We start from the raw sequence: 20,364 nt of genomic DNA, 5'->3' as shown, positions 1-20,364 counted from the left end.
AGGTGGTGCCTCCCTGACCGGGGTGTCACGCCAGCAGCTTCTCGAAGCCGCCGGTGCGGGCCAGCGTCTCCAGTTCGGCGAGTGCCGCCACGGCGGCGGACGCGGCCTCGGGATCCGACTCCGTCAGGCCGCTCTCCGCGAACTCGTCCTCGTCCAGCCGCCGTACGTCCCTGCCGTCGGCGGAGCGCCACAGGTCCAGGTCCAGGTCCTCCACGACCAGTTCATGGTCGGTGCGGACCGCCGGCCGGGTGATGTCGCAGTACCAGCCCTTCACGGTGGCGTCGGCGGCGCGCACCTCCTTCACCGAGTACCAGCGGTCACGCCAGTAGTACTCGGTGAAGACGTCGCCCGGCTCGAAGCGCACGAAGCCGAAGTCGCGGACGCCGGAGCCCGCCCAGGGCGCGCGTACGGCGATGCGGGTGCCGTCGTCGCCGAGCAGCTCGGCCGGGTAACGGATCTTCGTGCGGCCCGCCTTGACCAGGACGACGTCCAGCCGGGCGGTCGGTTCAGCCGAGTTCACGGACATAGCGCACCTCCGTGGCGCAGATCTCGTAGCCGAGCCACTTGTTGATCGCGAGCATGGGACCGTTGCCGGTGTCGTTGCCCGTGAGCGCCTGCGTGCAGCCGGCGGCGTGGGCGCGGTGCAGTGCGTGGGCCTTGGCGAGCTTGGCCAGCCCCCGCCCGCGGTACGCCCGGGCGGTACCGGTCATGGCCGAGGCGTACCGGGAAGCGCCGTCGGTGTGGGCCACGCTGAAGGCGGCGGGACGGCCGTCGGCCAGCACCACTGTGGTCAGCTCACGATTGAGCAGCGGGTGCCCCCAAGTGCTCTCGACCCAGGCCTGGTAGTCGGTGAACTCGGCGTCCACATCGCTCGGTTCGTCCGCCGTCGTCTCCGCGTCCAGCTCGAACAACGGGCGCGGGTCGGCCATGAAGTCGGCGGCCGTGCGCAGTTCGATGCCGGGCGGGGGAGCCGGCAGCGGCGGCAGCGCCGCCCGGGTCAGATCCAGGCGCAGGAAATGGGCGGACCGACCCGGCCCGTAGCCGCGCCGTTCGGCGAAGGCCCGGTTGGCCGGCTCGTCGAGGAGCCAGGCGAACAACTTCGTCGCCCCGTGCGCGGCCAGGTGCTCCTCGGCCGCGCGGACGAGCAGCCCGCCCGCGCCGCGCCGCGTACGGTCCGGGTGCACATAGATGTTGAGCAGCCCCTGACCCGGCTCCGGGCTGTCATGCGCGAGGGCTACCTGAGCGGTGCCGATCACCTCGCCGTCCTCCTCCGCGACCAGGGATCTGAACCGGGCCTCGGGCGGTGTGCGGGTGAGGTGGTGGAGGATGGCGTCCGGGCTCCACAGGATGTGGGGCAGGGCGAGCTGCCGTACCCGGGTGAAGGCCTCGACATCGGATCGGTCATCGGGGCGCAGGTCGCGCACGATCACTGTCATGGGCAGGCACGGTAGGCGCAGGCGTGCCGGGGATGCCTCTCATTTTCCACCGGGTACGGGACAATCGGCCCGTGAGCCTGAAGATCCGCATCGATGACAGCGCGCCTCCGTACGAGCAGGTACGGGCGCAGATTTCCGAACAGGCGCGGTCCGGGGCACTGCCGGTGGGATACCGGCTGCCGACCGTGCGGGGGCTGGCCGAGTCCCTGGGCCTCGCGGTGAACACGGTGGCGAAGGCGTACCGGGCGCTGGAGAGCGACGGGGTGATCGAGACGCGGGGGCGCAACGGAACGTTCGTGGCTGCCGCCGGCTCGGCCGCGGAACGTGAGGCCTCCTTCGCCGCTCAGGCGTACGCGGAGCGGGTGCGTCGGTTGGGGCTGGGGGAGTCCGAGGCGTTGGCCGCCGTGCGGGATGCCCTGCGGGCCGCTTACGGGGGGTAGGGCGTGGGGGCGGCCGCGGATGAGGATCAGCGCTTGGTGAGCTCCGGGATCCGGGTCACCGTCAGCCCCGCCCGTCCCGCCGTTCGCCCGAACGTCATCGCGTCCTGCACCGCCGCACCGCCCGGATCGTTGTTGAAGTACGCGTACACGTCATCCCCCTTCCGCCACGTCGTCGCGATGCGGTCGACCCACGTCTCCAGGGACCGTTTGCCGTAGCGGGGCCAGGGCTGGGCGCGGCCCTGGTGGAAGCGGACATAGCCCCAGTCGGTGGTCCGCCACAGCGGGGTGACCGGGCGGGCCAGGACGTCCGCCCAGCACAGGGCCGCGCCCCGGGCCGACAGGACCTCCCGCACCTCCCGTGTCCACCAGGAGTCGTGACGTGGCTCGACCGCGACCCGCGTACCGGACGGGAAGCAGGCCAGGCAGGCGTCCAGGAGCGCGGGGTCGGCGCGCAGGGTCGGGGGGAGCTGGAGCAGGACCGGGCCCAGCCGGTCGCCGAGGCCCGACGCATGGCTCATCAGGCGGTGGACCGGTTCCTCGGGGTCCTTCAGGCGCTTGATGTGGGTCAGATAGCGGCTGGCCTTGACCGCGACCGTGAAGTCCTCCGGGACCCGGTCCCGCCACGCCTCGAAGTTCTCGCGGGAGGGGAGGCGGTAGAACGCGTTGTTGATCTCCACCGTGGCGAACAGGCGCGTGTACTCCTCCAGCCACAGCCGCGCCGGGACCCCGGCCGGATAGACGAGGTCCCGCCAGTCCTTGTACTGCCACCCGGAGGTGCCGACGAACAAGGTCACAACACCATCAAAGCACTACAGGTACAGGCCCGCGTCCGCGCCGTCCCGCGCCCCCGGCACCGAGGTCGGTGCCGTGCCCCGGCGCAGCGCGAACAGCTCGGCCAGCGTCGCCCCGTCCCGGCCGATGGCGTCCTCCCGGCCGGTGGCCTCGGTGCCGAGCCAGCTCACCGCCTCCCGGTGGGTCAGCTTGCCCACCTCGATACGGGCCAGGCAGCGGCCCGGGCGGACCACGGCCGGGTGCAGGCGCTCCAGGTCCTCGTTGGTGGTGACGCCGACCAGGACGTTGCGGCCCTGGCCGAGCAGGCCGTCGGTGAGGTTCAGCAGCCGGGACAGGGCCTGCCCCGCCGTGTGCTTGGCCTCGCCGCGGATCAGTTCGTCGCAGTCCTCCAGCAGCAGGAGCCGCCAGCGGCCCTTGCCGGCGCCGTCCTCCTCGCCGATCGCGATGTCCATCAGATAGCCGACGTCGGAGAAGAGGCGCTCGGGGTCCAGGACGCAGTCCACCTGGCACCAGTCGCGCCAGGAGCGGGCCAGCGTGCGCAGGGCGGAGGTCTTGCCGGTGCCCGGCGGGCCGTGCAGGAGGAGCAGCCGGCCCGCGATGTCCTCCGGAGTCGTCTTCATCAGGCGGTCCATGGCCTCCGCCACGGGTGCCGTGTAATTGGCCCGGACCTCGTCCCAGGTGCCCGCGGAGATCTGCCGGGTGGTGCGGTACGGACCGCGCCTGGGGGAGACGTACCAGAAGCCCATCGTCACGTTCTCGGGCTGCGGTTCGGGCTCGTCGGCGGCGCCCTCCGTGGCCAGGTCGAGGACGTTCTTGGCCAGTTCGGCGCTGGTCGCGGTCACCGTGACGTCCGCGCCGCGGTTCCAGCGGGAGACCAGCAGGGTCCAGCCTTCGCCCTCGGCGAGGGTGGCGCTGCGGTCGTCGTCGCGGGCGATCCGGAGCACGCGGGCGCCGTCGGGCAGCAGGGTCGCGCCGGAGCGGACGCGGTCGATGTTCGCCGCGTGCGAGTACGGCTGCTCGCCCGTCGCGAAGCGGCCGAGGAACAGCGCGTCGACGACGTCGGCAGGCGAGTCGGAGTCGTCGACGTGGAGCCGGATCGGCAGAGCGTCGTGTGGGTTCGCAGACATGCGGCCATGATCCGCCACCGTTGCCCTCCGCGCACGGCATTTCCTCCCCTTGTTCCGGGTGTTCCAACACTGTTCCGGGAGTTCCCAAGACCTGCCCGAGGCGCTGCTTCCGCCGTTACTGTTGTCCTTGATGGGACGTCATGGGTGGGATTCGGATACTCGGCGGTGGCGGCTCACCGCCCTGCTCGGTGTGGGCGTCGCCGCTCTGGCCCTGGCGGTGACCCTGTTCAGCACGCTGTCCGGCGCGCCCAGTACGGCCGGCACCACGCGTGACGGCGACAAGGTGCACGGCACCCCCGCCGGTCCCGGCGCGAAACCGGAGCCGTACGTCGGCTGGGGCTTCACCCACACCCAGTACAGCGCCGACGAGGGCGCCGGGGCGGCCACCGCGCGTGTGCAGAAGCTGCTCGCGCAGGACGCCGGGCTGGCGCAGAACCAGCACATCATGGGCTGGGGCGCGGACAATCCCGAACCGGTCGAGGGACACTACGACTTCGGCGCCCTCGACCGCCGGGTCGACTTCGTGCGCGCCTCCGGCGGCACCCCGGTGATCACGCTGTGCTGCTCCCCGGACTGGATGAAGGGCGGCAAGGCCGGCGTCGGCAACACGGACTGGAGCCAGGCCGCCCTGGAGACGGCGCCCACCCCCGCCCACTACCAGGACTTCGCCGACCTCGCCGCCACCGTGGCCCGGCGCTACCCGGACGTGAAGCACTTCATCGTCTGGAACGAGTTCAAGGGCTTCTGGAACGACGCCGAGTCCCGCTGGGACTACGAGGGCTACACGAAGCTGTACAACCTCGTGTACCAGGCGCTGAAGAAGGTCGGCAAGGACATCATGGTCGGCGGCCCCTACCTGGTGATGGACAGCGTCGACCCGCGTGACCAGGACGCCTCCACCGCGCTGAAGGGGCCCTGGGGCGCCATGGACCAGCGGGTGCTCGACGCCTTCTCCTACTGGAACGCGCACAAGGCAGGCGCCGACTTCACCGTGGTCGACGGCTCCAGCTACACCCGCGACGACGTCATGCTGCCGAACGAGTTCGCCGCCACCGACAAGCTGACGGCGGTCAGCTCCTGGGTACGGCGACAGACCCACGGCCTGCCGCTGTGGTGGGCCGAGTACTACGTGGAGCCCGGCGACGGCAACGACGACCGCAAGGGCTGGACCGAGCCGCACCGCGTCGCCGTACAGGCCACCGGGATGATCGCCATGGTCAAGGGCGGCGCGGAGTCCGGCTTCTACTGGAACCCGGAGGAGAAGACGGGCACCGACTGCGCCGGCTGTCTGTGGACGCCCACCGACAGCGCGGGCGGCGGCACGGCCCTGCCCATGTACGGCCTGGTGTCCAGGTTCGCCAAGGCGTTCCCGCCGGGGACGCGGTACGAGAACGTGTCCGTGGCGGCCGACGACGTGCCCGATGTCCGCGTCCTGGCGAGCGACAGGACCGTCCTCGTGGTCAACACGCAGAACCGGACCATCAGCGCCCGGATCGACGGCAAGCGGTTCGACATGCGGCCGTACGAGGTGAAGTGGTTCGACCGCTGATCGGCCGAGCCACCCTCACTTCATGGTCAGGAACCGCTGCACCAGCGAGGCCAGCACCACCGCCAGCAGGGGCAGCGCGAACCAGAACGTGCCCTGGAGCAGCCGCAGTTGGCGCACGCCGGGCCGCACCGCGACCCGTACCACCTCCCGGGCGGCCAGCAGCAGGATCAGGATGACGGCGGCCAGCGCGCCGACCACCGACCACGGGGTCCAGGTCACCTGTGGCCCGATCGGCCCCGGGTGCGGTCTCGGCACCGCGCCGGCCGGCTGCTTGCGCAGCGCGAACACGGTGACATCGTCGTTGACCAGGACCTTCGTCAGCTCCTGCCGGTCGTTCAGGTTCTCGATCAGCCGGGGCTCCCAGGCCGCCGAGTAGCCCGCGTCCAGCTGCAGATAGGTCACCTGACTCTTGTTGATCATCAGATACGAGTTCGGGCCGGCGTCCTTGAGCGCCTTGACCAGGCCGGACACCAGCACCGGGTCGGTCGGCGCGAGCGTCGGCACATAGTTCACCCGCTCCATGTCCTTCGACCCCCACGGCATCGCCGGAGTCACGTCGTTGACCGTGTCCTGGGTCAGCCACAGCAGCCGCAGTGTCGGCTTGTCGTGGGCGTACACCCAGTTCATGGCCGCGACCTCGCCGGGCCGGGTGCGCTCGAACGGCTCGTTGCCCCAGCGGGCCACCAGGAAGCCGCCCATCAGCAGCAGTCCGGCGAGCAGCGCGGCCAGCGGGGCGAGGCTCAGCCGGTCCTTCTCGCGTTCCTGCGCGGTGACGCCGGTGCGCGGGAAGAGGGCGAGGGCGCCGAGCAGGGCCGCGCCGGGCACCGCGAACATGAAGACGCGCAGCGCCATCTCACCGCCGTACGACTGCATGCCGAAGCCCAGGAACGGCACGAAGGTCAGCACCAGCAGCGAGCGTTCGCGGTAGCGGTGGAAGCGCCGGCGCCACCAGCCCCAGCAGGCGAACGCCATGACGGAGCCGGCCAGCAGCACCCGGGTGTACAGCACCAGCTTGTGGGTGGAGTTCCCGCCCTGGATACGGCCGGAGACGGAGGTCGAGACATTGCTGCCGACGCCGCCGACCCCGCCGAACAGGTCGTTGAAGTGCCCCGACCAGTACGGCTCGGCCATGAATCCCACCCAGACCGCGACCAGCACCGCGAACAGCAACGGCAGCCCGCGCAGTTCGGACCGGCCGAGCAGGACGAGGGCGGCGAGCACGCCGAGCATGACGAACGGGGTGAGCTGGTGCGCGGGTACGCTCGCCGCGTAGAGGCCGATCAGCACCAGCAGGAGCACCGCCCGCCGACGGCGGTCGGCGGGTTCCACCTCGGCCTCCCCGGGGCGGAACTTCGTCCAGATCACCCGCGGCGGGCGGAACCAGACCAGCAGGATCGCCACGAACATCAGGTACAGCAGATAGGTGAAGCCCTGCGGCGAGAAGTAGTCCTGGCCGACCCAGCCGCACAGCACGAACAGCCAGACGCCGGTCCACTTCGCCCGCCAGCTCGCCCGCAGGGACCGGGTGAGCAGGAACATCGGTGCCAGATAGGCGAGCTGGATGGCGGTCGGCCACCAGCGGATGACCTCGGTGAAGTCGCTGACTCCGCAGGCCCGGCCGACGAACGCGGCCACCGCGAAGAAGCCCGGCCAGCTCCAGCGGGCGTCCAGGTCCGGTACGGCGGACCCGGTGCGGTCGATGTAGTCGATGAAGCCCAGGTGCTGCCAGGCCGTCGGGAACCGCGGCTCGGTCTCGATCACCGCCGGCAGCGCGTGCAGCGAGACGACCGTCGCGAGCAGCGTGAGCAGCAGCAGCGCCCGGTGCTCGCGGCGCAGCCAGAGCAGCGCGGCGAAGACGATGACCAGCAGGGCCGCGCCGACCAGCGTCGGCAGCGGCAGCACCGAGATCAGCCCGAGCCCGCCCATCCGGTCCAGGTCGGCCTCGCCGAGCCGCAGCGCGGGCACCCAGTACAGCAGCAGCGCGGCGATCAGCAGACAGCCGAGGACGACACCGGTGCGGGTGGGCAGCAGCCGCTGCCGGAGCGGAACGGGGCCCGGCGGTTCGCCGGGCACGGGTTCGTCCGGTACGGGCTCCTGCGCGAGGGACGCGTCGATCTCCGCCACGGAGTCGATTCTCCCGACGGACGCCTCCAGCTCCTCCTGAGTGAACGGCGCGTCGACGTCCGCCGCCGCCTCACGCAGCAGCTCGGCCTCCGCCGGGCCCAGCGAGGCCTCACCGCCGGGCTCCCGCTCCTCGACCGGCAGGCCCAGTGCGGGCAGCGGCGTACCGGCGGGCGGGGTGCCGGGGCCCGGGCGGACGTCCGGACGGCGTTCCACATGGTCGAAGTCGACGTGGATGCCGAGGGCGAGGGTGTCGGAGTCCAGCGCCCAGGCCGGGCCGGGCCGGCGCGCCGGTGAGGGCGACGGGATCTCACGGGCCCCCAGGTCGGCGAGGTCCCCGTCGGGTGCCGCCGTGTCGGGCACGGCGTCGGCCGCGGTACGGATCGTCCTCCAGAGCCTCGGCGCGGCGATCGCGGCGATCACCGCGAGGCTCGCGGCCTCGGCCAGGCCCGCGCCGGTCAGCCCCATCCGGGGCAGGAGCAGCAGGGTCAGGCCCAGCGTCAGGGCGCACAACAGGCCCTGGAGCCAGGCGAGTCCGGCGGTGCGGCTGCGCGCGCGCAGCATCGCGAAGTAGGTCTCGATCACCACCCGCAGCACCGAGCCGATCGCGAGCCAGCGCAGCAGCGGGGTCGCCGCCTGTGCGTAGCCCGCGCCGAACACGCCGAGGATCCAGGGCGCGCCGGTGATCCACAGGGCCGCGATGGGCAGCATGATCCGGGCCATCCGCTTCAGCGCGGCGCGGGTGTAGGCGGCCAGCCGTGCCGGGTCGTGCGAGCCCTCGACCGTGAGCGACGCGCCCATGTTGATGGCGAGCAGGTCGGTCGTGCCGCCGATGGTGGTGGCGATGTAGAAGTACGCGTTCTCCGCGGAGCTGACCTGCGAGGCGACGAGCACCGGAACCAGGTAGATCACCGCGAGGGAGAACAGCGAGCCGGTGTAGTCCCCGGCCAGGAACCTGCCGACCTGCTTCAGCGTCGGCGGCTCGGCGCGTCCCTCGGTCGTCTTGACGTGCCGGGGCGCCAGCCGGCGGAACACCAGCCAGCCCAGCGGCACCACCGAGGTGGCGATCGCGGCCACCCAGGAGACAAAGACACCGGTGGTGGGGACGGCGACGGCGAACGCGACGAGCAGGGCCAGCTTCACCGCCGAGAACACGGTGTTGCCCACCGGCACCCAGGTCGCGCTGCGCAGCCCGGTCAGCACACCGTCCTGCAGGGTGAGCACGTTCCAGGCGATGACGGCCGCGATGAAGCCGAGCCCGTTGACCGTCCCGTGCAGGAAGCGGTACGACGGCCCCCAGGTGTCCAGGGTCAGCAGGAAGACGCCCGCCGCGAGCGCCACGAGCAGGGAACTGCCCGCGTACGTACCGAAGACGAGCCGGCCGGTGCGTCTGCCGGCCACCGGGATGAACCGGGCCAGGGCGCCGGTCAGGGTCACCGCGGTCAGCCCGGCGAGGAACTTCATCGCGGCGATGGCGGCAGAGCCCTGCCCGACCGCCGACTCGGAGTAGTAGCGTGCCGCGGCCAGCCAGAAGCCGAGTCCGAGGACGGCGGAGATGCCGGTGTTGAGCATCAGCGCGTAGGCGTTGCGGAACAGCGGGCTGCCGCCGGCGGACCGGCCGGTGCCGGGCAGCCTGAGGCGGCGCCCGGACTTCTGGGATGTCTCGGCGCCGGTCGTCGTGGACTCGGTCGTGGTGGTCGTGTCAGACACGGGAACGGATGGCCTTCCGGCGGACCTGACGGGCTCTGCGGACGAGGGCGTAGCCCTTGGTGAGGGCGCGGTCCCTGGCGAAGGTGCGGGCGATGGCCCGGCCGTGGAGCAGCCGCTCGAACTCCTCCACACCGGTGGAGCGCCGGACCGTGACCCGCTGGAGGGCGTACGGCCCCTGGCGGCGGCGGGCGAGGCCGTTGCCGACGGCGAGGGCCTGGCCGTACCCCGCCTCGCGCACGGCTTGGCGGACCCTGCGGTCGGAATGGCCGTAGGGGTAGGCGAACGACACCGGCCGGCTGCCGAGTTCGTCCCGGACGATCTCCGTGCAGCGGGTCAGCTCCGTGCGCAGCACGGCGTCGCCCAGCTGGTCGAGTTGCGGATGGGTGTGGCTGTGCCCGCCGATCTCGACGCCGGCGGCGGCCAGTTCGCGCACCTGCCGCCAGTCGAGCATGGTGTCCAGGCCGCCCCCGGTGTCGTGAGCGCCCCTGATCCAGCCGGTGGAGACGAACAGGGTGGCCGGGAAGCCGTGCTTGGCGAGGACGGGCAGCGCGTGCCGGTGCACGCCCTCGTAGCCGTCGTCGAAGGTGATCAGCACCGGCCGGGCGGGCAGCGGGCGGCCGGAGCGCCAGCGGGCCGCGAGGTCGGCGGTGGTGACCGGGGTCAGGTCCAGGTCGCCGATGAGCGCCATCTGCTCCGCGAACGCCTCCGGCGCGACCGACAGGGCACGGGTGGCGTCGTTGGGGGCGGTGGCGACGGAGTGGTACATGAGGATCGGTACGGGCGTGTCACTCACCGGTTCCCCCTTCGATCGGCGCCACCGAGAACGTCGTACCGCCCCGCCGCGCCCGCAGGCTGCCCAGCGCGTAGCCGCCGGCGGCGCTCAGCACCCCGGCGACGATTGCGCCCGCACGTCCTGCGCCGCCCGGCCGGGCCAGCAGCGCGTCCCGCAGGCCACGAGCGACCCCCGCGGGCAGCACCCTGGTGGTGTACCGGCGTTCGGACTCCAGGCCCTTGTCCGCGCCGACGCTCTTCGCGACCAGCGCCTTGGACAGGCCCTCGGCGTAGGTGCGGGTGCGGAAGTAGGCGAAGTGCTCACGGGGCTCGGGCACCCGGTGATGGATCACCGCGCGGTCGTCGATGAGCAGGACGGCGTCGGGGCGGGCCCGGGTGAGGCGGATGCACAGCTCCGTCTCCTCGCAGCCCAGCGGGCGGCGGTCGCCGTCGCGGCCGATCCCGGTGGCGAAGCCGCCCGCCGCCTCGAACGCCGTACGCCGGAAGGAAGCGTTTCCTCCCAGCACGTTGCGGACCTGGACCCGGCCCGGCGGCAGCCCCTTGTAGGTGCAGCCCACCACCCAGTCGAACTCCGCCGGGAACCAGGCCGGCCGCCGGCCCGAGGCCCAGACGGGCTCCGTGCGCCCGCCGACCGCCATGACGCGCGGGTCGGCGTAGCCCTCGGCGAAGCGGCGCAGCCAGTCGCGTTCGGCCACGGCGTCGTCGTCCAGGAAGGCGATGACCTCGCCGTGGGAGGCGGCGATGCCGGTGTTGCGGCCGGCGGACAGGCCGCGCGGGCCCGCGTTGGCCAGCACCCGGACGCCGCCGGCCTCCTTGTACTCGCGCTCCAGCCGGTCCTTCAGGGCCGGGTTGTGGTCCACGACCAGGAGCGTCTCCAGCGCCGGGTACGACTGCGCGCGCACCGAGGAGACCGCCGCGAGGATGTCCTCCCAGCGGTCCTCGGTGTACACGCAGATCACGACGGAGATGCCGGGATCTCTCAAGACACCTCTCCCCCGACCGTATCGAGCATCGGCGAGTGGTGTTCCTGGCGGCGCAGTTCGCGTCGGTTGGAGCGTTCCCCGAGGATGACCCTGAGCACGCGGAAACCGTCGCGCACGGCCCGCAGATTGCTGGTGCCGTGGATGCGCAGGTACTCGTGGCTCGGGATCTCCTGTACCTTCAGGCCGGCCTTGACCACTCTGATGTTCATCAGCGTCTCGACCTCGAAGCCGGTGCAGTCGAGGTCGATCTTGTCGAGGCAGTGCCGCCAGAACGCGTTGTAGCCGTAGCACAGGTCGGTGTAGCGGGCGCCGAACTTGCGGTTGACGACCGTGCACAGCGCCCAGTTGCCGAGCTTGCGGATGAAGGTCATGTCGTCGGTGCCGCCGCCGTTGGCGAAGCGCGAGCCCTTGGCGAAGTCGGCGCCGGAGACCAGCGCGGAGACGTACGACACGATCTCGTTGCCGTCGGCGGAGCCGTCCGCGTCGACCATCACGATGATGTCACCGCTGCACGCCTCGAACCCGGTGATCAGGGCATCCCCCTTGCCCTTGCCCCGCTGTTCGACGACCTTCACGTCCGGCCACAGGGACCGGGCCACTTCGACGGTGTCGTCCGTGGAATTGCCGTCCACCAGGACGACTTCGTGTATCCAGTCCGGAAGCGTCTTGAAGACGTAGGGCAGATTCTGCGCCTCGTTCATGGCGGGAATCACCACGCTCACCGGCGGAGTGATCGCGAGGTGAGAGGAGATCGGCCGGTAGTGCGCGGCGATTAAAGGATCTTGCCCCGAACTCGGCGGGCGCAATACGGAACTCATGAGTCTTTTCCCTCTCGTCCGGTGGACCGCCCACCCCCGGGCGGCCCGGCTCTGTGTCCGGTTCGAAAGGGGGGTTCTCATCTTCGGCGCGGTGAAATGATCTCCGTGCACGCCGATGAGCTGGCAAAGCTGGCCGGTCCGCCGGAGAAGAACGGCAGCCGGTCGCGCGGCACGACTCGGTCACAGTTGCGGTCACCGAGCACGGCACCCCCCTACCGCGCCCCGCGCCGGTGGACGCCGCGGCCCCTGAGCCCTCCCCTGGTGCCGAGTACCGACGTGCCGGTGCGGGTGAGATGTACGACGGTATTGACGATTGAACCCTAAAGGCAACCCCTGTGTGGCTGCCTCACGGTTTTGTTGGTTTGGTCGTTACACAACTTTGGCCGGAGTTGCTCGGTCTTGTGTGCGTTTTCCGGAAATTCGTTCCCGGAGCACGACCAGCAACAGAAACAGCAGGCTCAGTACGGTCATCGCGACCACCCCGCCGCGCACCGACCAGCGGTGGACCGCGAGCATGCCTTGGGCGACCAGCATGTTGACGACGACCGATCCCGCAAGCGCACAGAGTGCACGACTGAAGGCATCCAGCCCGCGCAGAGCCGCGGCGAGTGCCACCGCCGGCGCCGCGAGCAGGAAGAGCAGGGTGCACGGGCCGCGCAGCGGAGAGGCCGCGTCGATGAGAGCGAGCAGCGCGCCGGTCAGTGCCACGGCGGTCGCGGCCCCTGTGAGTAGCGGCAATGAAGAGGTCTTGTTGCGTATGGTCTGCATTGGCGACTTTGCCCCCCGACGCGCCGGATGCCGGGCTTCAATGTGGCGCAGTTCATGTGGGGCCGTCAAGAAGGTGGTTGTCGGACCGTCAGCAGAACTGGCATGTCCATGCAATAGATGAGCAGTGAACGTTTCGCGTTGATCCTGTTGAGGCCGCAAAAGTCTTGGCATGGACACTTCCCGTCAACACGCGTAGTTGCTACGACGGTTGAGGCAGAGATCCTGCTAAAGGGAGGTTCCATGAGACGTTCCCGACTTACCGGATTCGTTACCTCGCTCCTCCTCGCCGCCGGCCTCGGTCTCACGGGCGCCGGCCATGCGACCGCCGCGACCGGTGGCTATGTGGCACTCGGCGACTCCTACTCCTCCGGAGTCGGCGCGGGCAGCTACATCAGCTCCAGTGGCTCCTGCGACCGCAGCACGAAGGCGTACCCGTACCTGTGGAACGCCGCCCACAGCCCGTCCTCGTTCGCCTTCAACGCCTGCTCGGGCGCCACGACGGACGACGTGATGGCGGGCCAGCTCGGCTCCCTGAACTCCGCCACCTCACTGGTGTCCATCACCATCGGCGGCAACGACGCCGGATTCTCCGACGTCATGACGACCTGTGTGATCCAGTCCGACAGCGCCTGCCTGTCCCGGATCGCCACCGCCGAGGCGTACGTCGACTCCACGCTCCCCGGCAAGCTGGACACCGTCTACAACGCGATCAGCGCCAAGGCACCGGCCGCCCGGGTGGTCGTGCTCAGCTACCCCCGCTTCTACTTGCTGGGCCAGACCTGCCTCGGACTCTCCGACACCAAGCGGTCCGCGATCAACGGCGCGGCCGACTACATCGACGCCGCCATCCAGAAGCGCGCCCAGGCCCACGGCTTCGTCTTCGGCGACGTCCGCACCGCCTTCTCCACCCACGAGATCTGCTCCGGCGACTCCTGGCTGCACAGCGTCAACTGGCTCGACATCAGCGAGTCGTACCACCCCACCGCGGCCGGCCACTCCGGCGGCTATCTCCCGGTGTTCTCGAACAACGCGTGACCCGAACGGGCTCACCCCTCAGGGTGAACTCCCCGGTGAGCCCGACGCGGAAGCGGAGGCCCCGCCCGACGGGGTCTCCGTCGCCGTGGCCGTCGTACAGTTCACCGAGAACGGGACCCCGTTCGACGTGGTCTGCACGGGAGCGCGCACCTTCACGCCGATCCGGTCCTCGGTCGTCCCGCTGCCGTGGTACACCGTCAGCGTCACCTGCACCTGCCGGCTCTTCCCGCCGCCGTCCGGGAACGACAGCGTGTGCCATCCGGGGTCGGACACCGATCCGCGTGTCGTCACCCACCGGTACTCCACCTGCGCGGGCAGCCGCCCCACCGTGAACGTCGCCGTGAAGGTGGGCGTCCGCGCGTCCGGCGGCGGGCAGCTCCCGGAGTACGTCGTGTTCGCGCCGGCCACGGTGACCTGCACGGACTGCGCGGGCTGGGTGCTCGCCGACGTGCTGCTGCTCGCCGACGGCGGCGCGGTCGTGCCCGGCTGCGTGGTGCCATGCGCCGTCGGCGTCCGCGCGCCACCGCTCGTCCGGGTGTCGCCGCCCGCGTTTCCCCTGCCACCGCCGTTGTCACGGTTCAGCAGCGCGTACGTCAGCCCCGCCAGCGCCAGCGCGACCAGGAGCAGGCCCGCCACCAGCACCGCGCCCGCCCGCCGGTTGCGCCGCGGCTCGTCGGACGCCGTGGGTGCCGTGGTGCCGGGCAGGGGCAGCGGCGGGGTCGGGGAGGGCGGTCGGTGCGGGGCCGCGACCGTCGGGGTGGCGTACGGCGGCACCGGCATCGTGGCCGCCCGGAGCGCACCTCCTCCGGAAGGGGCACCCCCGGCCGCGACGATCCGCAGCTCGTGTTCCGCCCGCTCGGCGTCCAGCCGCTCGGCGGGGTCCTTGCGCAGCAGCCCCTCGATGACCCGGGTGAGCGGACCGGCCCGGTGCGGCGGCGGCAACTCCTCGTCCACCACGGCGCGCAGGGTGCTGATCGGGGTGTCGTACTGGAACGGCGAGACGCCCTCCACCGCCGCGTACAGCAGCACCCCCAGCGACCACAGATCCGACTCCGGGCCCGGCGTCCGCCCCAACGCCTGCTCCGGGGCCAGGAATTCGGGCGAGCCGATTACCTCGCCGGTCATGGTCAGCGCCGAGCTGCCCTCGACCGAGGCGATCCCGAAGTCCGTCAGCACCACCCGGCCGTCGTTGGCGAGCAGCACATTGGCCGGCTTCACGTCCCGGTGCAGCACCCCTGCGGCGTGCGCGGCGCGCAGCGCGGACAGCACCTCGGCGCCGATGTGCGCGGCCCGCTGCGGCGACAGCGGACCCTCCGCCTCCAGCTGGTCGGCGAGCGACAGCCCGCGCACCAGCTCCATCACGATCCACGGCCGGCCGCCCTCCATGGCCACGTCGTACACCGTGACCACGTTGCGGCCCGCGACCCGGGCCGCCGCCCACGCTTCCCGTTCCAGGCGCGCGTACATCCGCTCCACGTCGGAGGCCGGCAGCCCGGCCGGGGCCCGCACCTCCTTGACGGCCACCTCGCGGTGCAGCACCTCGTCCCGGGCGCGCCACACGGTGCCCATGCCGCCCTCGCCCAGCGTGGACAGCAGTCGGTAGCGGCCCGCGATCACACGTTCGCGGCCCGGCTCTTCGGACACGGCGCCCCCAAGGCAAGTCGCGTGATTTCTCCCCGACGCGTGATTTCACCCCAAGTTAGCTCAGCCGAGCGCGGATGCGGCCCCCTTGAGCACCAATCCGGCGCCCAGAGCCATGACGACCAGGGCCGACGCGAGCGGTACGGAGCGGCGCACGAGCGCGGCCACCGGATGGCTGGTCCAGCGCGGACGCCGCTCCAGCACCCGGCTCATCCCCGAGCCCAGCCGCACCACGGCGAACCCGGCCGCGGTGAGGGTCAGCGCGAGCCCGGCGCCGTAGGCCACGACGAGCAGCAGCCCGAACCAGGCCTTCCCGAGCGCGGCGGCACCGACCAGGACCACCACGGCGGAGGGACTGGGCACCAGTCCACCCGCGAAACCGAGCAGGAGGGTGCCGCGGAGGGTGGGGGCGGTGGGGTGGGTGTGGGTGTGACCGCCGTGGGTGTGGGTGTGGCCTTCATGGGTGTGGGTGTGGGTGTGGGTGTGGGTGTGGGTGTGGCTGTGGGCGTGTCCCCCATGGGTGTGCCCCACATGGTGCGTGGGGTGAAGGTGGCGGGCGGACCACACCCTTCGTACGAGGCCCACACCGGCCACCAGGACCAGTGCCCCTCCCGCGATGCCCAGCCAGGCGATCACCGACGGCGTGGCGGCGGAACCGGCGGTGACGAGCAGGCCCAGGGCGACCACCCCGAGGGTGTGGGTGACGGTGACCGAGGCGGCCAGCGGCAGCACGTCCCGAAGCCTCGCCCGGCCCCCACGGGCCGCCGCCGCCGCGGCCATCAGGGTCTTGCCGTGACCCGGCGCGAGCGCGTGCAGCGCGCCGAGGACGACCGCGACGAACAGCGCGAGCGCGGCGAAGCCGACGGTGAGGTCGTGCCGGGCCACGAGGTCGTCCAGCGCTTGGGTCCAGCGGTCGGCGCCCCGCGGCAGGATCGCGGCACCCGGTTCCGCCTGCCGCTCCTCGGCGAGGGCCGGGCCGCCGGGACGCAGGCGCACGGAGGCGGCGGTGGTGTCCGCCGGAGAGGACAGCAAGTCCTTCGGATACGTGGTCAGTTCGTGCGAGACGGATGTCTTCGGCACGTCGGTCGAGGTGAGCGTCATCCGGTCGCCGCGCGCGGTGACCTCCCGCCAGCCGGGTCCGCCGGTGGCACCCGCGCTGTGGAAGCCGACGGTCACGGTGGCGCCGCGGGGGAGCGGGGCGGTCAGCCGGCACTCCACGCGCAGGGTGTGCAGCCCGGCCTGACCGGGACGCAGCCGTGCCGTGGCGCCGACGGCGGTCAGCGGGGCCGTACGGCCGTCGACCGTGAGCCTGCTGCCCTCGGCGGCCCGCGCACACCGCTGCCGGGCCCATTCGGCCGTGCCCAACCGCTGGAGGTCGGGCCCGGCCTGGGTCGCCGGGATCTCGGCGAGGTCCTCGACGTGGTCGACGCGGAGCTGTCCGGGGGCGGCGACCAGGCCGTCGTAGCGGTTGACGGTGAAGTTCCCGAGCGGGTGCGCGCTCGCCGGGCCGGCCGGCAGCAGCGCGAGCGCGCACCCGGCGAGGAGGAGGAAGGGCAGGCGTCGCTTCACCGCGTGGCCTCCAGGGCTTTGCGGGCCTCGGCCGCGCCGAGCGGGGAGAAGCCGGGGTTCAGGCGCAGGGCCGAGGTGAGGGAGGCGCGGCCGGCCGTTCGGTGGCCCGTGGCCAGCTCGATCATGCCGCGGTGGTACAGGAAGGCGGCGTTGCGGTAACCGGTGGCGGTGGCCCGGCGGGCGTACGGCAGCGCCTCGGCGTCCCGGCCGTTCACATGCAGCGCCCAGGCCAGCGCGTCCGCGGTGTGCACGGTGTGCCGGCGCGCCCATTCGGCGCGAGCCGCCCGCAGGGCGGCCGCCTTGTCGCCGTGGTCGGCGGCGGCCAGCGCGGTGTCGAGATCGGCGTTGACGCCGTTGGCCCGGGCCAGCGCGATCCAGGCGTCCACGAGCGCGTACTGCTGCCTTGCCCTGGCCCGGTCGCCGGCCGCGCCGCGCGCCTGGTACAGCTCGCCCAGTTCGACGAGCGGACCGGGCAGCGGATACCGGGACACCACGGTCTCCATCCCCTTGATCGCCGCCGCGCGGTCCCCGCTAGCCGCCTGGGCCCGCGCCCGGCCCTCCAGCGCGGGCAGGTAGGTGTCGTCGGCGGCGAGGGCACGGGAGTAGTAGGTGAGCGCGGTCCTGTAGTCGCCTTGGTTCCAGGCGAGTTGACCGAGCTGGGCGGACACGTACGCGATGTCGCCCGGGGAGGTGGCGCCCGCCAGCGCCTGCTTGAGGACCCGGCGTGCGGTCACCACGTCACCCTGCAGTTCGTGCACATACGCGTACCGGGTGAAGACCGGCACACCCGGCTTGCGGGCGTCGGCGGTCCCGGCGGCCGTCGAGGCCTCGGCGTACCGGCCGAGTTCGACCAGGGCGTCGATACGCAAGGACAGCGCGCGTTCGCTGTACGGGTTCTGCCGCAGGGCCTGGTCCGCGTAGGTCAGGGCGTCCTTGAAGTCGTGCCGGGCGGCGGCGAGGGCGGCGCGGCCGGCCAGCGCCTGATCGTTGTCCGGCACCAGGGCGAGGGACCGCCCCAGTGCCTTGTCCGCCTGCGGATAGCGCGCGGGGTCCCCCTTGGTCCGCGCCTGCTCGACGTACGCCAGCCCCAGCGTCGCCCAGCCGCCGGAGTCCTTGGGCTGGGTCCGCAGATGCGCCTGAAGCGCCGCGATGCTCGCGTCCAGGCCACCGCCGCTGAGCACCCCGGGATCCATGGCGGTCGAGGCGACCGGCACGGTGACGGGCGTCCGATTGTCCCCGAGCGCCACGGCCCCACCGGTCACCGCCACGGCCAACAGCGCCGCACAGCCAATGAGCCGGGCGGCCCGCCAACGCCGCCCGGCAGCGGCAAACCGCCGCACGGCGGCCACACGCTGATCGGCCCCGGGGGCCGGAGTCGCTTCGGAACCGACCTGCACCCGTTCGGCGTCGGAGCAGCTCTGGTCGGCGCCCTTCGGCACATCACCGTAGCCGGCGCTCACCATCGACCCGGCGCCGTCCTGACCCCCGCCGCTCGCCTCTTGGTCGGCGTTGTCCTCTTGGCCGGCGCTGTCCTGACGCTCGCTGCTTGCTTCCTGCGTGGCGTTGCCCGTCCGCCCGCTGCTCGCCTCTTGGCGGGCGTTGTCCTCTTGGCCGGCGCAGTCCTGACGCCCGCCGCTAGCCCTCCGCTCTGCGTCACCGTCCTGGTCTGCGCCGGCGTTCCGCCCGGTGGCGCCCTTCCGCCCGTCCATGCCGTCGTCCTGTCTGCGCGGGCCCATGCCGTCTCCTGCGTGCGTCGGTCGTGTGGAAGGCGCGGCCCGTCGTGGGGGAGGGGAAGATACGGGCCGCGCCGGTCTGGGGTGCGGGTCAGTACGGGCGGCGTATGCGTCGGCGCCACCAGCCGACGGCCGTGCCGAGGAGCAGGATTCCGGCTGCGCCCGAGGCCGCCGACGCGGCGATCAGCACCGTGTTGCCGGAGCCGCCGGAGGACCCGGCCGGTTGCAGGGCGTCGCCCAGCTGGCTTCGGACGTCCGTGCCTGCCGTGGTGCCTTTGGCGAGCGGGCCGCGCGAACCGGAGGTGGGCTCGGCGACGTACGGGAAGTACTTCTCGAAGCCCTTGTCGTTCTTGTCCACCGCGTCGCCCAAGTCGTTCTTCGAGCCGACCAGTTCGCCCTCGACGACCTGCAACGCCTCGTCGATCACGTCGTCGGTGAGCCGGCGCCCGTTCGGGAAGCCCGCGTTGTCGCCGTCGAGCACGCCGAGTCGCTTGGGGTGCATGGCCGGCTTGATGGAGGTGTTCAGGCGCAGTTCCTCCGCAGGGCGCACGTTCGGCGGCTGGTTGAGGCCCTTCACGCCCTTCAGGAAGACGTCGACCAGGTCGTTGCGCGGCTCACTGGGCGCCTTGATCTTGTAGATCGACTCGATGAGCTTGGGCAGTTCGGGGTTGGTGACGTTCTTCAGGAACTGGGCGTCGTACCAGGGCTGGGAGGCGTTGAACCTGTCCTTGTCCTTCTGCGGGTTCACCACCTCGTTGACCAGCGGGTTGCCCAGACGCGAGACCTGTGTGTAGTACCCCTGCGCGTTGCGGCGCTGCGTGGTGGACCAGATGCCGACGATCGGCTGCCCGGCCGACTCGCGGATCAGGTCGTTCGGCACCTGCAGGGCGATGGTGTTGACGTTGTAGCCCTTCAGGGTGTCCCGGCCGACCTCGCCGAGGTTGCCGCCGTACAGCAGGTCGAAGACGCGCAGGTCAGCGAAGAACGGGTCGTCCGCCTGCCCGGCGAACGTCGCGGCACCGCCCGCCGTCTTGTACACGGCCTGCGCACGCAGCTTGCCGTAGTCCGGCATGGACGCCTTGCCGACGTCCGACGGCGCCACCGGCACATCGTCCGCGAGCTTGGTGTCCGACACCACGTGCTGGTTCTTCAGCCGGATCAGATCGATGTCGTACGTCTGTGTGATGTTGAGGTCGGGGTCGGCCAGGCTGGTGACCGGGCCCGTGTTGTACAGGAACGTGTTCCCGTTCTTCGTATGGGTCTTGAAGGTGTAGCGGAACACCAACTCGCCCTGGGCGTCGCCGTTGTTGTCGATGTGGATGTCGTACTGCGCGTCGTCGGCGAACGTGTAGAAGTTCGGCCCGCCCGCCGGCTCCTCGAACGGGATCCAGTTCGCCACGATCGTCGTCGTGTCGGGCTTGTCCGGGCTGACGAACGCGTACAGGTCGGTGTTGTCGTACTGCGGGGTCCCCGAGATCAGCGGGGCCTCACGGTGGGAGGAGGCGGAGGCCGCCCCGGGTTCCAGCGCGGCGGCGCCGGCCGCCGCGAGCCCTCCGGCTGCCAGCGCACCGCACAGGAGCGCGGCCAGGCCCGTGCGTCCCGTGCCGCTCCTTGCGAAGGGCCCCCTGGAGAAGAGAGGTGTCATGCCGTCCGTCCTCAGTGCCGACTTGCCTTTGACGGACGGGTCTTCGGAGCGGGCCCGCGGATCGGATTGGTCGGACGGCGAAAATCCGCGGAAAACATTGGGCACGCTCCGACCCGCGTTTTCGGTCCGCCGATCCGTATCTCCCGCGGGAGGTGTGCGGTCGTGCGGATGCGTGGAGTGCGCGGTAGGGCCGGCTGTGGCCACG

At 71.7% G+C, this 20,364-nt stretch carries 16 protein-coding genes; 3 read left to right on the top strand and 13 right to left on the bottom strand.

Going from position 1 to position 20,364, the window contains the following annotated elements; genetic code table 11:
- Positions 1–25: 25 nt before the first annotated feature.
- Together ACFYOH_RS17830 and ACFYOH_RS17825 are read right to left on the bottom strand one after the other, a co-directional pair.
- The gene (locus ACFYOH_RS17830) at positions 26–526 is read right to left on the bottom strand and encodes a DUF402 domain-containing protein (RefSeq protein ID WP_388626544.1); all 501 of its coding nucleotides are present in this window, start codon (positions 524–526) and stop codon (positions 26–28) included.
- On the bottom strand, positions 507–1,436 hold the full coding sequence (locus ACFYOH_RS17825) for a GNAT family N-acetyltransferase (RefSeq protein ID WP_388626542.1): 930 nt from the start codon (positions 1,434–1,436) through the stop codon (positions 507–509). The genes ACFYOH_RS17830 and ACFYOH_RS17825 overlap by 20 nt, the downstream gene beginning before the upstream one ends.
- A gap of 71 nt (positions 1,437–1,507) precedes the next feature.
- Here ACFYOH_RS17825 and ACFYOH_RS17820 point away from each other — a divergent pair, with 71 nt between their 5' ends.
- On the top strand, positions 1,508–1,876 hold the full coding sequence (locus ACFYOH_RS17820; RefSeq protein WP_388626540.1) for a GntR family transcriptional regulator: 369 nt from the start codon (positions 1,508–1,510) through the stop codon (positions 1,874–1,876).
- Positions 1,877–1,902: 26 nt separating this feature from the next.
- Here the strand turns inward: ACFYOH_RS17820 and ACFYOH_RS17815 are convergent, their stop codons facing one another.
- Positions 1,903–2,670 (bottom strand): DUF72 domain-containing protein, encoded by a 768-nt coding sequence (locus ACFYOH_RS17815; protein WP_388626538.1) that lies wholly within the window; start codon positions 2,668–2,670, stop codon positions 1,903–1,905.
- A gap of 15 nt (positions 2,671–2,685) precedes the next feature.
- Positions 2,686–3,795, bottom strand: coding sequence for a DUF5925 domain-containing protein (locus ACFYOH_RS17810; protein ID WP_388626537.1), 1,110 nt, complete (start codon positions 3,793–3,795; stop codon positions 2,686–2,688).
- A 130-nt stretch (positions 3,796–3,925) separates the two neighbouring features.
- On the opposite strand from ACFYOH_RS17810, the gene ACFYOH_RS17805 reads away from it, so the two are divergent.
- The gene (locus ACFYOH_RS17805) at positions 3,926–5,344 is read left to right on the top strand and encodes a xylan 1,4-beta-xylosidase (RefSeq protein ID WP_388626536.1); all 1,419 of its coding nucleotides are present in this window, start codon (positions 3,926–3,928) and stop codon (positions 5,342–5,344) included.
- 15 nt (positions 5,345–5,359) lie between these two features.
- On the opposite strand, the gene ACFYOH_RS17800 is transcribed toward ACFYOH_RS17805, so the two are convergent.
- The 5 genes from ACFYOH_RS17800 to ACFYOH_RS17780 all read right to left on the bottom strand — a co-directional run bounded on the left by ACFYOH_RS17800 (position 5,360) and on the right by ACFYOH_RS17780 (position 12,476).
- Positions 5,360–9,175 (bottom strand): polysaccharide biosynthesis C-terminal domain-containing protein, encoded by a 3,816-nt coding sequence (locus ACFYOH_RS17800; RefSeq protein WP_388626535.1) that lies wholly within the window; start codon positions 9,173–9,175, stop codon positions 5,360–5,362.
- Positions 9,168–9,968 (bottom strand): polysaccharide deacetylase family protein, encoded by an 801-nt coding sequence (locus tag ACFYOH_RS17795; protein ID WP_388626533.1) that lies wholly within the window; start codon positions 9,966–9,968, stop codon positions 9,168–9,170. The genes ACFYOH_RS17800 and ACFYOH_RS17795 overlap by 8 nt, the downstream gene beginning before the upstream one ends.
- A complete protein-coding gene (locus tag ACFYOH_RS17790; RefSeq protein WP_388626531.1) occupies positions 9,961–10,950 on the bottom strand; it encodes a glycosyltransferase in 990 nt (329 codons plus the stop codon). Before ACFYOH_RS17790 ends, ACFYOH_RS17795 begins: the two co-directional genes overlap by 8 nt.
- The gene (locus ACFYOH_RS17785; protein WP_388626530.1) at positions 10,947–11,768 is read right to left on the bottom strand and encodes a glycosyltransferase family 2 protein; all 822 of its coding nucleotides are present in this window, start codon (positions 11,766–11,768) and stop codon (positions 10,947–10,949) included. Before ACFYOH_RS17785 ends, ACFYOH_RS17790 begins: the two co-directional genes overlap by 4 nt.
- A gap of 369 nt (positions 11,769–12,137) precedes the next feature.
- Positions 12,138–12,476 (bottom strand): hypothetical protein, encoded by a 339-nt coding sequence (locus tag ACFYOH_RS17780; protein ID WP_388626529.1) that lies wholly within the window; start codon positions 12,474–12,476, stop codon positions 12,138–12,140.
- Positions 12,477–12,776: 300 nt separating this feature from the next.
- Here ACFYOH_RS17780 and ACFYOH_RS17775 point away from each other — a divergent pair, with 300 nt between their 5' ends.
- Positions 12,777–13,571, top strand: coding sequence for an SGNH/GDSL hydrolase family protein (locus tag ACFYOH_RS17775; protein WP_388626527.1), 795 nt, complete (start codon positions 12,777–12,779; stop codon positions 13,569–13,571).
- Between the two features lie 18 nt (positions 13,572–13,589).
- Here the strand turns inward: ACFYOH_RS17775 and ACFYOH_RS17770 are convergent, their stop codons facing one another.
- From ACFYOH_RS17770 to ACFYOH_RS17755, 4 genes are all read right to left on the bottom strand, one after another.
- Entirely contained in the window at positions 13,590–15,215 is a 1,626-nt protein-coding gene (locus tag ACFYOH_RS17770) for a serine/threonine-protein kinase (protein WP_388626525.1), read from the bottom strand.
- A gap of 60 nt (positions 15,216–15,275) precedes the next feature.
- Positions 15,276–16,781: a nickel transporter gene (locus ACFYOH_RS17765; RefSeq protein WP_388626524.1), complete on the bottom strand. Its 1,506-nt coding sequence runs from the start codon at positions 16,779–16,781 to the stop codon at positions 15,276–15,278.
- Positions 16,778–18,517: a tetratricopeptide repeat protein gene (locus ACFYOH_RS17760; RefSeq protein ID WP_388626523.1), complete on the bottom strand. Its 1,740-nt coding sequence runs from the start codon at positions 18,515–18,517 to the stop codon at positions 16,778–16,780. Before ACFYOH_RS17760 ends, ACFYOH_RS17765 begins: the two co-directional genes overlap by 4 nt.
- 88 nt (positions 18,518–18,605) lie before the next feature.
- Positions 18,606–20,159, bottom strand: a complete 1,554-nt coding sequence (locus ACFYOH_RS17755) for a DUF4331 domain-containing protein (RefSeq protein WP_388626521.1) — start codon at positions 20,157–20,159, stop codon at positions 18,606–18,608.
- Positions 20,160–20,364 lie beyond the last annotated feature (205 nt).

Source organism: Streptomyces sp. NPDC007856 (genome assembly GCF_042868225.1).
Classification (GTDB): domain Bacteria; phylum Actinomycetota; class Actinomycetes; order Streptomycetales; family Streptomycetaceae; genus Streptomyces.
Note: the sequence above shows the minus strand (reverse complement) of the source record. Positions and strands in the feature narration are given on the sequence as shown.

Coding starts and splice junctions, on each gene's coding strand:
- ACFYOH_RS17810 (WP_388626537.1), bottom strand. CDS start 3,795: ATGTCTGCGAACCCACACGACGCTCTGCCGATCCGGCTCCACGTCGAC.
- ACFYOH_RS17825 (WP_388626542.1), bottom strand. CDS start 1,436: ATGACAGTGATCGTGCGCGACCTGCGCCCCGATGACCGATCCGATGTC.
- ACFYOH_RS17830 (WP_388626544.1), bottom strand. CDS start 526: ATGTCCGTGAACTCGGCTGAACCGACCGCCCGGCTGGACGTCGTCCTG.
- ACFYOH_RS17760 (WP_388626523.1), bottom strand. CDS start 18,517: ATGGGCCCGCGCAGACAGGACGACGGCATGGACGGGCGGAAGGGCGCC.
- ACFYOH_RS17755 (WP_388626521.1), bottom strand. CDS start 20,159: ATGACACCTCTCTTCTCCAGGGGGCCCTTCGCAAGGAGCGGCACGGGA.
- ACFYOH_RS17785 (WP_388626530.1), bottom strand. CDS start 11,768: ATGAGTTCCGTATTGCGCCCGCCGAGTTCGGGGCAAGATCCTTTAATC.
- ACFYOH_RS17805 (WP_388626536.1), top strand. CDS start 3,926: ATGGGACGTCATGGGTGGGATTCGGATACTCGGCGGTGGCGGCTCACC.
- ACFYOH_RS17775 (WP_388626527.1), top strand. CDS start 12,777: ATGAGACGTTCCCGACTTACCGGATTCGTTACCTCGCTCCTCCTCGCC.